Raw genomic sequence first — 10,676 nt, forward strand, 5'->3', positions numbered from 1 at the left:
GAGGCAAGCTGCAAACCGCGTTTGCAGCGCAGCGTGCGCTGAGAAAGCCAGGATGGCTTTATTCAGCGCCTGTTTAAATGCTGTTCAGTCGAACAGTGCGCTGATGCGCCGGGCGGCGGCCTCCGGGTCGGGCGCGGCGCTGATGCCCTGGATCACGGCGACCAGATCCGCCCCGGCCGCGACCACCTCGGCGGCGTTGTCCGGGGTGATGCCGCCGATGGCGCAGATCGGCAGGTCCAGGGCCGCGCGCGCCTGACGGATCAGCTCCGGTCCGGCAAAGGCGGCCTCCGGTTTGGTCGGGGAGGCGAACATGGTGCCGAAGGCGACATAGCTGGCGCCGGCCCGGGCGGCGGCTTCGGCGCGTGCCAGTTCGTTGTAGCAGGAGACCCCGATGACCGCGTCGGGTCCCAGGAGCGTGCGCGCCGCGGCCGGGTCCGGGTCGTCGCGGCCCAGATGCACGCCGTCGGCCTGGATGCGCGCGGCCAGCTCGGTGTCGTCGTTGATGATGCAGCGCGCACCGTGCGCGTGGGCGAGGGCGACCAGCTCGCGGACGATCGCCTCGCGCGCGTCTCCTTGCAACTCCTTGTCGCGGAACTGGATCAGGCTGGCGCCGCCGCGCAGCGCGGCCTCGGCATGGGCGAGGTGGGTGGCGCGCGGGTCCACGCTCTCCGGCACCGCGGGGGTGATGAAGTAGAGCCCGCGCAGGGGCGCTCGGCTGTCAGTCGTCATGCGGGCACAGGCGGTTGGGGATGTGCTGGCCGCGGCCGGGGGCATAGCCGCGGGCGATCGCATCGTTCATGAAGGCCTGGGCCTCGATTACGGCTGGCTCGATGTCACGGCCGCGGGCAAGGAAGGCGGCGATCGCCGCGGCCAGGGTGCAGCCGGAGCCGTGGAAGCCGGCCGGGTGGCGCGGCAGCTCGAACGGGCGCACGTGGTCGTCCTCGCGGTAGAGGCGATTGATGATCGGGTCCTGTTCGGTGCCCTCGTGCCCGCCGGTGACCAGGACGTTGCGCGCGCCCAGCTGGCGCAGCTGGTGGCCCCACTGCGCGGGGTCCTCGCTGCGGGCCAGGCGCGCGGCCTCGGGTCCGTTCGGGGTGATCAGCGTGGCCCGCGGCAGCAGGGCCTCGCGCGTGGCGTCGACGACCGCCTCGGTCGCCAGCGCGCCGCCGCCGCCGGCGACCATCACCGGGTCCAGTACCACCGGGATGTGCGGGTGCGCGCCCAGCAGCGCGGAGATAACGGTCACATTCTCCACCGAGCCGAGCATGCTGATCTTGATCGCCGCCACCTCGAGATCGGCCAGGGTGACCTCGATCTGGGCGCGCAGCTGCTCCGGCGGGAGTACGGTGAAGTCCACTACGTTGCGGGTGTCCTGCACGGTAATCGCGGTGACGGCCGTGGCCCCGTGCACGCCGAGGCGGGTGAAGGTGGTCAGGTCGGCCTGCAGACCGGCACCGCCGCCGGGGTCGGAGCCGGCAATGGTCAGCGCGATCGGGGGATGATTCATGAATGGGGGCTCCCGTGCTAAGGTTGCGCGCGCCCCGGCACCCCCGGGGCGTTCCTGTTCCGAATCCCGGGAGTGTACGCAGCATGAGCCACGAGTTCGAAGTCGAGTCCATCCGTCCCCTGGTCGCCGCCGCCAAGGCCGGCGGTACGCTGAATGCGGAGGTCGACCAGGCCCTGGCCGCGCTGGAGCAGGAGATCAACCATATCGCTGCCGAGCTGCAGGTGGAGCACGTGGGCCCCGGGGTGGGCATGGCGGACATGAATGCCGAGCATGTCTATCGCCTGGTGATCCGCCAGCACGAGATCGACGTGACGCGGCACGAGTGGAGTCTCTGGGTCTGCGACGCGCTGGACAATTGCGACTTCCGCGCGACCTGGCCGGTCACCGGCGCCGGGCGTCTGCGGCGCAAGCAGGTGACGGCCGTGGTGCCGGAGCTCGTGACGGGCTACCGCGATGCGGTCGTGGCCGCCGGCAAGGGGGATACCCCGGCCGGTCAGCGGCTGGAGCAGATGGCCGGTCTGTTCAGCTGACCGAGCCTTCGGGCTCGCGCAGCGAGATCACCGGCCAGCCACGCTCCCGGGCGTGCGCGGCCAGGGTCGGGTCGGGATCCACGGCCACCGGGCGGCCGACCTGCTCCAGCAGCGGGATGTCGTTGCGCGAGTCGCTGTAGAAGCTGGCCTGCGTGATGGTGCCCTCGGGGTCCGGGTGATCCGCGAGGTACTGGCGCAGGCGCTCGATCTTGCCTTCCTGGAAGCAGGGCACGCCCGTCAGTTCACCGGTGAACTCCCCGTCCTCGCGCTCTTCCGCGAGGGTGGCGATCAGGTGATCCACGTCGAGGATCTCCGCGATCGGCTGGGTTACGAACTGGTTGGTCGCGGTGATGATCACCAGCTCGTCACCGGCCTCCCGGTGCCGGGCCAGCAGATGCTGGGCGCCCGGAGCGATCATCGGCCGGATCAGCGTCTCGATGAACTGCTCCCGCCATTGTTCCAGTTGCGCGCGCGGGTGCTCGGCCAGCGGGCTGAACGCGAAGCGGCAGAACTCGTGGATGTCGAGGGTCCCTGCGACATACTCCTGATAGAAGCGGTCATTGGTCTCGGCGTGACAGGTCGGGTGCACGGCACCCACCTCGGCCAGGAACTGGTTCCAGGCGTGATCGCTGTCGCCGGCGAGCAGGGTATTGTCGAGGTCGAACAGGGCCAGGTTCATGGATCGCTCCGCGGATTAGGGGTCGCGCTGGGAAGACGGCGGGAGTTTACCGGGGCATGACTCCGCACGCAGCCATGCCTCGGAAAACCTGGGGTACCAACGCGAGTGTGTACATTCATCAGCGTTTCCCAAGATCTTTGCCGCGGGGGCTCGGGCTGTGGAACAATGCAATCAGTGAAGAAAGCGTCTGGTTGATGCAAGTGATTGATTGTGAGGGGTATAGAGCCAACGTAGGCATCATCCTGTGCAATCGGGAGCGCCAGCTGTTCTGGGGCAAACGCGTGGGCCAGGATGCCTGGCAGTTTCCCCAGGGCGGTATCCGCGCGGAAGAGACGCCGGAGCAGGCGATGTACCGTGAGCTGCGCGAGGAGACGGGCCTGCTGCCCGAGCATGTCGAGGTGCTCGGCAATACCCAGCACTGGCTGCGCTACCGCCTGCCGGAGCGCATGGTGCGGCGACACCGTCGCCCAGTCTGCATCGGCCAGAAACAGCGCTGGTTCCTGTTACGGATGATGGGCAACGAGACCGACGTGATCCTGGATGCGATGGGTACCCCCGAATTCGACGACTGGCGCTGGATCGACTACTGGCGTCCGGCACGCGAGGTCGTGCATTTCAAGCGTCAGGTCTATCGCCGTGCGCTGTGCGAGCTGGTGCCGCTGATGTTCCCGGAACTGGAAGCCCGGCGCCCGCGCAATGCCCACGGACGCGATGCCAGTGATCAGGCCCCGTCACAGGTCTCCCCGGTGTCTCCACGTTGACGAACCCGAATCCCCCCTCGATGCTGGAGGTCCTGCGCCGCGTGGTGCAGGAGGTGAATGGCGCTGCCGATTTCTTCGAAGCGCTGCACATCATCGTGACCCGCGTGAAGGCCGCGCTGGATATCGATGTCTGCTCGATCTACCTGAAGTCGCCGCAGTCGGGGCGCCTGGTGCTGATGGCATCGGAGGGTCTGCGTGAGGAATCCATCGGACATGTCGAGATGGACCCCTCTGAGGGTCTGGTGGGTCTGGTCGCCTCGCGCGCCGAGCCGGTCAACCTGGACAGTGCCCAGGATCACCCGCGCTTTCGTTACTTCCCGGAGACCGGCGAGGAGCACTTCCTGGCCTTTCTCGGGGTGCCGATCATCCACCAGCGCAACCTGCTGGGAGTGCTGGTCGTGCAGCAGCACCAGGCGCGCAAGTTCGATGACGAGCACGTCTCATTTCTGATTACCCTGGCCGCGCAGCTGGCCGGCGCGATCGCCTACGCGGAATTCAACGACGAGATCTCCTCCGAGACCCCGCTGATCGGTCACGTCAATGTCGAGGCGACCGGCATCGCCGGGTCGCCCGGGGTCGCGATCGGCCGGGCGGTGGTCGCCTATCGGCTGGCGGATCTCGACTCCATCCCGGATCGCGAGGGGGTTGGGGTTGACGAGGAACTCGAGCGTTTTGCCAAGGCGGTGGCCGAGACGCGCACCGAGATCGAGGATCTCAAGCAGCGCATGGGCGAGGCCCTCGGCGCGGACGAGCAGGTGCTGTTCGACGCCTATCTGATGCTGCTGGGTTCGGACTCGCTGGTCCACAAGACCGAGGCGCGGATTCGCAACGGCCAGTGGGCCCCGTCCGCCCTGCGCGACACCGTGCGCGAGAGCGTGCGCGTGTTCGACGACATGGAGGACCCGTACCTGCGCGAACGCGCGGCCGACGTGCGGGACCTGGGCCGGCGGGTGCTGTCGCACCTGCTCCCGGCCGAGCGCAGCCAGGAGGAATTCCCGGACGGTGGCATCCTGGTCGGTGATGATCTGACCGCATCGCACCTGGCCGAGGTGCCGATCGAACGCCTGGGGGCGATGGTCTCGGCCAAGGGTACGGGTTCCTCGCACATCGCGATCCTGGCGCGGGCGCTCAACATCCCGGCGGTGATGGGGGTCTCGGAGCTGCCGGTGGGCCGCCTGGAGAACCGCGAGATCCTGGTCGATGGTTATCGTGGCCGGTTGTTCGTGAACCCCAATGCGGAGTTGCGCACCGAGTTTGAGCGCCTGGTGCGCGAGGAGCGCGAGCTGGCCGAGGATCTGCGCGCCCTGGCCAAGGACCCGGCGGCTACCCGCGACGGTGTGGCGGTCCCGGTGCTGGCCAACTCCGGGCTGCTGGCCGATATCAAGCCGTCGCTGGAATCCGGGGCCGAGGGCGTGGGGCTTTATCGCACCGAGGTCCCGTTCATGATCCGCGACCGCTTCCCCGGGGAGGAGGAGCAGGTCCAGCTCTACGAGCAGGTGCTGGCGTCGTTCGACCCGATGCCGGTCACCCTGCGCACGCTGGATATCGGCGGCGACAAGGCGCTGCCGTATTTTCCGGTCAAGGAGGACAACCCGTTCCTGGGCTGGCGTGGCATCCGCATCTCGCTGGACCACCCGGAGATCTTCCTGACCCAGCTGCGCGCGATGCTCAAGGCCAGCTGTGCGCACGACAACCTGCAGATCCTGTTCCCGATGATCTCGGCGCTGGACGAGCTGAAGGGGGCGATGACACTGCTCAACCGCGCCCGCGAGGAGTTGCTGGACGAGGGGTTCATGATCCCGATGCCCAAGGTCGGGGTCATGATCGAGGTCCCGGCGGCGGTTTATCTGGCGGAGACGCTGGCACGGCGGGTGGACTTCCTGTCCGTGGGTACCAATGACCTGGTGCAGTACCTGTTGGCGGTGGATCGCAACAACGCGCGCGTCGCCAATCTTTACGACACCCTGCATCCGGCCTGCATCCGGGCGCTGGAGCTCATCACCGACGGGGCGCACCGGGCGGGCAAGCCGGTCAGTGTCTGCGGCGAGATGGCGGCCGACCCGGCCGCGGTGATCCTGCTGCTGGGCATGGGGATCGACAGCCTCAGCGTCAGCGTGTCCGCGATCCCGCGAGTGAAATGGGTGATCCGCAGCTTCTCCACGGATCGCGCCGAGGCGCTGCTGGCCCAGTGCCGCATGCTGGAGAACGCGGAGCAGATTCGCTCGCTGCTGAACAATGCCCTGGTGCAGGCCGGTCTCGGCGGACTGGTGCGCGCGGGCAAGAACTGATTCGATTGCGTCAGGCGGCCTCGCGCCGGCGCTTCCACCAGCCGATCAGTGCGGCCAGCACAAAGATGGCCAGCACGACCCCGATCGCGATCAGCGCATCCTCGATGGAACGGTTGATCACCAGTACCACCACCCCGACCAGGATCGGCACCGGAAACTCGTTGAACCAGCGAAACCAGGTGTGTTCGCGACGGTTCAGATCATCCCGGAAGTCGCGCACGATCCAGCCGCACCAGATGTGGTAAATCACCAGCAGCGCCACCAGCGTCAGCTTGAAGTGCATCCAGGGCTCGTCCAGATACCCCGGAATCAGGGCCAGCATGGCCCCGCCAAATGCGATGGTCAGCACCCCGCCGGGGGTCATGATCCCGTAGAACAGCTTGCGCTCCATGATCTTGAAGCGCTCGTGACCCAGGGCGTCGTCGGTCATCGCGTGATAGACGAACAGCCTTGGCAGATAGAACAGCCCGGCGAACCAGGTGACCATGAAGATCACGTGCAGGCTGACCAACCAGTTGTAGGCTTCCATGCGCGGGCTCTCCTTTCAGATGTCGGGTGGCGTGCCGCTCGCGTACGAGAGGCCGGGTTCGTTCAGGACAGCCAGCGCTGCAGGTGACGTTCGATCTGTTCGAAATCCGGGTCGCCCAGCTTCTGGTAGACGATGCGGCCGCCGGGCGAGATCACGAAGGTGGTCGGGGTCAGGCGAACCCCGCCGAAGGCCTGTGACATGCCGTCTTCGCTGTCGTGGATCACCTTGTACGGCATCTCGCGGTCCTCGCGCATCGACTCCACGCGGTTGATCGGGTCGTAGGAGACGGCGACCGCCAGCAGCTCGAAGCCTTTCTCGGCATAGGTCTCGTGCAGGTGGATCAGCTTCGGGATCTCGCGCACGCAGGACGGGCAGTTGGTGGCCCAGAAGGAGATCATCACCGGGCGCCCCTCGTAGTCCGACAACGAGACCTCCTCGCCATCGAGGGTTGTGGCGGTAAAGTCGGGCGCCGGGCGCATGCCGTCATCGGTCAGCCAGATCGCCAGGGCAACCCCGATCAGGGCCAGGATGAAGATGCCGCCAATGATGGCCTTGCGGTCGATACGAAAGCTGCTCATGGATACAGGGGTTCCCGTTGGGTTCGAATTATTCGCCGGTTTCGACTGGCCTGAGTGGGCCTTCGTTCCGTGCCATGTGGTAAGCCGGTATCATGCCGCAGCATGACAGCAACAACCAATAGCAAACCTATCCGCATCGGGGTTGTCGGTGCGACCGGGTACACCGGCGTGGAGTTGCTGCGCCTGCTGGCCCGGCACCCTTCGGCGGAACTGGCGGTGGTGACCTCGCGCGGCGAGGCGGGGACCGCGGTCGCCGATCTGTTCCCCAGTCTGCGCGGGGCCGTGGACGCGGTCTTTCGCGAGCCGGACCCGGACGTGCTGGGCGAGTGCGATGTGGTGTTCTTTGCCACCCCGCATGGCGTGGCGCACGCGATGGCCGGTGCGTTGCTGGAGCGCGGGGTCCGGGTGATCGACCTTTCCGCTGACTTTCGCATACGCGACCCGGAGCTGTGGGCGCGCTGGTATGGCCAGGCGCACGGGGCGCCGGAATATCTGGACGAGGCGGTGTACGGCCTGCCGGAGATCCATCGCGAGCGCATCCGGTCGGCGCGGCTGATCGCGGTCCCCGGCTGCTATCCGACGGCGGTGACCCTTGGCGTCCTGCCGCTGCTGGAACAGGGCCTGATCGACCCGGCCGATGTAATCGCCGACGCCAAAAGTGGTGTCAGCGGCGCCGGACGCAAGGCGCAGATCGGCGGCCTGTTTGCCGAGGTGCAGGAGAACTTCCGTGCCTACGCGGCCGGCGGGCACCGGCACTGGCCGGAGATTCACCAGACCCTGAGCGGCGTGGCCGGCGGCGAGGTCGGGCTGATCTTCCAGCCGCATCTGGTGCCGATGACACGCGGCATCCATGCAACTCTCTATCTGCGGCCGCGACGGGCCGAGACCGACTGGCAGGCCTGCTTCGAGCAACGCTACGCCGACGAGCCGTTCGTCGACGTCCTGCCGCCCGGCTCGCATCCCGAGACGGCCAGTGTGCGGGGCACCAACCGCTGCCGGATCGCGGTGGCGCAGCCCCCGCACTCCGATCGACTGGTGGTGCTGTCGGTGATCGACAACCTGGTCAAGGGGGCGGCCGGGCAGGCCGTGCAGAACATGAACCTCATGTTCGGCTGCCCGGAGGACGAGGGGTTGCGCGAGCTGGCGGTCTTCCCCTAACTCGGTTGCTTCATGTCCAGGCTCCCGACACCGGTGCCACGGCGCCGTCCCCGGATCCCGCCGCCACGGCCGGTGCGGCAGCGTCGGCGGCGCTGGGGGCTGGGCGTATTGTTGCTGGCGCCTTTTCTGCTGGTGGTCGGGATCGGTGGTTGGCTGTGGATGCATTGGCCGGACGAGGGCGTGATTGACCCCCAGGTACGCATTGATGCCCTGACGGACGAACTGCAGCGCGAGGTCGAAGCGCGCCAGCAGGCAGAGGCCGAGCAGCAGCGTGCGCTGCGGCGGCTGTCGCTGCTGGAGACCGAGGTCGATGCCTATCGCGACGATGTCGAGCGCCAGGAGACCGAACTCGCACGGTTGCGCGACGAAGTGGCGTTCTACGAGCGACTGGCGGAAAACAATGATGACTCGAATCTGGGTTTGCGTGACCTGGCGCTGCAGGCGACAGGCCAGTCCGGGGTCTGGGATGTCGTGTTTCAGATCTACCGGCCGGGCCTGAACCGGTCGCTGGATGTGCGCTGGTCGGTAGAGATTACCGGGCGTTTCGAGGGGGACGACGAGGATACAACCCTCGATCACGATGACCTGGGCGTGGAGCAGGAACGTACAATCGAGGGTTTCCGGTTGCTGCGCAACGTGCGCGTGCGGGTCGTATTGCCGGAGGGTTTCACCCCGGAAGCGGTAGCCGTTAGGGTGGAGCCCGATGAAGACGATGGCCCCGACGCAGTCATGAAGCGCGGAGAGTGGGGCCGCATGGCGGGAGAAGGGGCATGATCGGACGCAAGAAGGGGCGCGGCAGCAAACGGACGCGCCGGGTCGACACCATGATTGGGGAGAACGCCGTGGTGCGCGGCGAGCTGGAGTTCAGCGGGGGCTTGTATGTCGAGGGCCGCGTGGTCGGCAGTATCCGTGCGCCAAGCGATCCCTCCGCCGTGCTGATGGTTGCCCCCCAGGGCGTCGTCGAAGGGCAGGTGATGGTGCCGCACCTGGTCGTGAACGGCGAAGTGCGCGGTGATATGCATATGAGCGAGTACGTCGAACTCGGCGCGACCGCACGGCTGCACGGTCATCTGTACTACAAGAGTCTGCAGATCACCGAGGGCGCGAGTATCGACGGCCAGCTCGAGCGCATGGAAGAGCCGCTGCAGGGTGAACTCGAGGAGCCTCCCGTGGAGGAAAGCGAACCGCAGACCGCGGTTTCCTGAGGGCAGCGTCTTCCTGTTCTTCCCGGGGTGCCCAGCATCATTCGTGGGGTATTCTTGACGCTGACGGTCAGTATTCCGTAGCGTGAATGAAAATGATTCTTACAGGAGGCACCCAATGTCCGAAGCCATGACGTCCAATACCGAGGCAGAAATGGACATGGAGATCCCGAATCCGCTGATCTTCACCGATGCCGCTGCGAGCAAGGTGAAGGGGCTGATCGAGGAGGAGAACAACGAGAACCTCAAACTGAGGGTTTTCGTTAGTGGTGGTGGCTGCTCCGGCTTCCAGTACGGGTTCACCTTCGACGAGACGGTTGGCGACGGCGATACCGTGGTCGAGAACGGCGGGGTGACTCTCTTGATCGATCCGATGAGCTTCCAGTATCTCGTGGGTGCCGAGATTGACTACACCGAGGGCCTGGAAGGCGCGCAGTTCGTGATTCGCAATCCGAACGCGACGACTACCTGCGGTTGTGGGTCCAGCTTCTCGGTCTGACATCCAGGGCTGTTATCGCATTGTCAGGGCCCGGCCGTTTCGGTCGGGCTTTTTTGTGCGTGTCTTTATGTGGATTCAGGTGCGCGTCCGGGGATCCGGCAGCCGAGGATGCGTGGCCCACGGGCACCTGTGACCTCCGGCAGATTGCCGGCCTCTTGTTGCAGGTGGCGATACGCCAGCCAGGCAAAGGCGGCGCCCTCCACCTGCTGAGGGGGTATCCCGTGGCGTTCGGAGGTCTCGACGGTGCTGCCGGCCAGCTGGCTTTGCAGCCGTTCCATCAGGTAGCCGTTGTGGGCGCCTCCGCCACAGACGATGACCCGATCGGGTGCGGTTGTGCGCAGGGATTCGAGCGTCAGCCGCACGCCCTCCACCGTAAGTTCGACCAGGGTGGCCTGAACGTCCTCTGTGTTCAGGCGATCGATCCGTTCGCCACCAACCTGGCGCAGCCAGTGGGGCGAGAAATGCTCGGGCCCCGTGCTCTTGGGGGCGGGGCGCTGAAAGTACGGGTCCGCTAGGAGTTGTTCGAGCAGTGACCGGTCGACGTGTCCCGTGCGCGCCCAGGAGCCATCGGCATCATAGGGCTGGCCCAGGTGCCGCCGGGCCCAGCCGTCCAGCAGGGTGTTGGCAGGTCCGCTGTCGCATCCGCGTACCGGCTGGCCCGGCTCCAGCCAGGTCAGATTGGCGATCCCCCCGAGGTTCAGGATCGCGCGTGTCTCGGACGCGTGGCCCAGCCAGGCGGCATGGAACGCGCAGGCCAGCGGAGCCCCCTCGCCACCCGCCGCGAGGTCGCGTTGGCGAAAGTGCGCGATTACGTCGATGCCGGTGGCTTCGGCGATTCGAAATGGGTCGCCAATCTGCCAGGTGAACGCGGGGTCGGCGCCGGGCGCATGGTGGACCGTTTGCCCGTGTGAGCCGATGGCCAGGATGTCCTGGGCCTTCAGGCCG

General features: G+C 66.8%; 13 protein-coding genes (1 of these 13 only partly in view). 7 read left to right on the forward strand and 6 right to left on the reverse strand.

The genetic code is table 11. The features are described from left to right. Nucleotides 1-84 precede the first annotated feature (84 nt). Nucleotides 85-729, reverse strand: a complete 645-nt coding sequence (thiE, locus tag F813_RS0106925; RefSeq protein ID WP_026148178.1) for a thiamine phosphate synthase — start codon at nt 727-729, stop codon at nt 85-87. Next, entirely contained in the window at nt 719-1,507 is a 789-nt protein-coding gene (gene thiD, locus F813_RS0106930) for a bifunctional hydroxymethylpyrimidine kinase/phosphomethylpyrimidine kinase (protein WP_012981806.1), read from the reverse strand. Before thiD ends, thiE begins: the two co-directional genes overlap by 11 nt. A gap of 83 nt (nt 1,508-1,590) precedes the next feature. Here thiD and F813_RS0106935 point away from each other — a divergent pair, with 83 nt between their 5' ends. Next, entirely contained in the window at nt 1,591-2,037 is a 447-nt protein-coding gene (locus F813_RS0106935; RefSeq protein ID WP_012981807.1) for a hypothetical protein, read from the forward strand. Here F813_RS0106935 and F813_RS0106940 read toward each other — a convergent pair. Further along, entirely contained in the window at nt 2,030-2,716 is a 687-nt protein-coding gene (locus F813_RS0106940; RefSeq protein ID WP_012981808.1) for an HAD family phosphatase, read from the reverse strand. The two genes, F813_RS0106935 and F813_RS0106940, sit on opposite strands and share 8 nt — an antisense overlap. A 194-nt stretch (nt 2,717-2,910) precedes the next feature. Between F813_RS0106940 and F813_RS0106945 the strand changes: the two genes are divergently transcribed. Continuing rightward, a complete protein-coding gene (locus F813_RS0106945; RefSeq protein WP_012981809.1) occupies nt 2,911-3,477 on the forward strand; it encodes an RNA pyrophosphohydrolase in 567 nt (188 codons plus the stop codon). A gap of 20 nt (nt 3,478-3,497) precedes the next feature. Continuing rightward, entirely contained in the window at nt 3,498-5,765 is a 2,268-nt protein-coding gene (gene ptsP / locus F813_RS0106950; RefSeq protein WP_012981810.1) for a phosphoenolpyruvate--protein phosphotransferase, read from the forward strand. A gap of 10 nt (nt 5,766-5,775) precedes the next feature. On the opposite strand, the gene F813_RS0106955 is transcribed toward ptsP, so the two are convergent. Then, nucleotides 5,776-6,294, reverse strand: a complete 519-nt coding sequence (locus F813_RS0106955; RefSeq protein ID WP_012981811.1) for a CopD family protein — start codon at nt 6,292-6,294, stop codon at nt 5,776-5,778. Nucleotides 6,295-6,356: 62 nt separating this feature from the next. Next, nucleotides 6,357-6,872 carry a peroxiredoxin gene (locus F813_RS0106960; protein WP_012981812.1) on the reverse strand — a complete coding sequence of 172 codons (516 nt, stop codon included), beginning with the start codon at nt 6,870-6,872 and terminating at the stop codon, nt 6,357-6,359. A 102-nt stretch (nt 6,873-6,974) separates the two neighbouring features. On the opposite strand from F813_RS0106960, the gene argC reads away from it, so the two are divergent. The 4 genes from argC to erpA all read left to right on the forward strand — a co-directional run bounded on the left by argC (nt 6,975) and on the right by erpA (nt 9,731). Beyond that, nucleotides 6,975-8,030, forward strand: coding sequence for an N-acetyl-gamma-glutamyl-phosphate reductase (argC, locus tag F813_RS0106965; RefSeq protein WP_012981813.1), 1,056 nt, complete (start codon nt 6,975-6,977; stop codon nt 8,028-8,030). A gap of 12 nt (nt 8,031-8,042) precedes the next feature. Next, entirely contained in the window at nt 8,043-8,804 is a 762-nt protein-coding gene (locus tag F813_RS0106970) for a DUF6776 family protein (protein ID WP_051048351.1), read from the forward strand. After that, nucleotides 8,801-9,235 (forward strand): polymer-forming cytoskeletal protein, encoded by a 435-nt coding sequence (locus F813_RS0106975; protein ID WP_012981815.1) that lies wholly within the window; start codon nt 8,801-8,803, stop codon nt 9,233-9,235. The genes F813_RS0106970 and F813_RS0106975 overlap by 4 nt, the downstream gene beginning before the upstream one ends. A 115-nt stretch (nt 9,236-9,350) precedes the next feature. Then, the gene (gene erpA, locus F813_RS0106980; protein WP_012981816.1) at nt 9,351-9,731 is read left to right on the forward strand and encodes an iron-sulfur cluster insertion protein ErpA; all 381 of its coding nucleotides are present in this window, start codon (nt 9,351-9,353) and stop codon (nt 9,729-9,731) included. Between the two features lie 65 nt (nt 9,732-9,796). Here erpA and F813_RS0106985 read toward each other — a convergent pair whose 3' ends face one another. Further along, nucleotides 9,797-10,676, reverse strand: the 3' portion of a protein-coding gene (locus F813_RS0106985; protein ID WP_012981817.1) for an anhydro-N-acetylmuramic acid kinase. The gene runs 251 nt beyond the window's last position; 880 of the gene's 1,131 nt are visible here — the last part of the coding sequence; the start codon falls outside the window, past its right edge; the stop codon is at nt 9,797-9,799.

The organism is Thioalkalivibrio sp. HL-Eb18, assembly GCF_000364985.1.
GTDB lineage: Bacteria > Pseudomonadota > Gammaproteobacteria > Ectothiorhodospirales > Ectothiorhodospiraceae > Thioalkalivibrio.

Bases quoted from the DNA above. Each gene is read 5' to 3' on its own strand.
- F813_RS0106955 (WP_012981811.1), bottom strand. From the start codon at position 6,294: ATGGAAGCCTACAACTGGTTGGTCAGCCTGCACGTGATCTTCATGGTC.
- erpA (WP_012981816.1), top strand. From the start codon at position 9,351: ATGTCCGAAGCCATGACGTCCAATACCGAGGCAGAAATGGACATGGAG.
- F813_RS0106935 (WP_012981807.1), top strand. From the start codon at position 1,591: ATGAGCCACGAGTTCGAAGTCGAGTCCATCCGTCCCCTGGTCGCCGCC.
- thiE (WP_026148178.1), bottom strand. From the start codon at position 729: ATGACGACTGACAGCCGAGCGCCCCTGCGCGGGCTCTACTTCATCACC.
- F813_RS0106960 (WP_012981812.1), bottom strand. From the start codon at position 6,872: ATGAGCAGCTTTCGTATCGACCGCAAGGCCATCATTGGCGGCATCTTC.
- F813_RS0106945 (WP_012981809.1), top strand. From the start codon at position 2,911: ATGCAAGTGATTGATTGTGAGGGGTATAGAGCCAACGTAGGCATCATC.
- thiD (WP_012981806.1), bottom strand. From the start codon at position 1,507: ATGAATCATCCCCCGATCGCGCTGACCATTGCCGGCTCCGACCCCGGC.
- F813_RS0106940 (WP_012981808.1), bottom strand. From the start codon at position 2,716: ATGAACCTGGCCCTGTTCGACCTCGACAATACCCTGCTCGCCGGCGAC.
- F813_RS0106970 (WP_051048351.1), top strand. From the start codon at position 8,043: ATGTCCAGGCTCCCGACACCGGTGCCACGGCGCCGTCCCCGGATCCCG.
- ptsP (WP_012981810.1), top strand. From the start codon at position 3,498: ATGCTGGAGGTCCTGCGCCGCGTGGTGCAGGAGGTGAATGGCGCTGCC.
- argC (WP_012981813.1), top strand. From the start codon at position 6,975: ATGACAGCAACAACCAATAGCAAACCTATCCGCATCGGGGTTGTCGGT.
- F813_RS0106975 (WP_012981815.1), top strand. From the start codon at position 8,801: ATGATCGGACGCAAGAAGGGGCGCGGCAGCAAACGGACGCGCCGGGTC.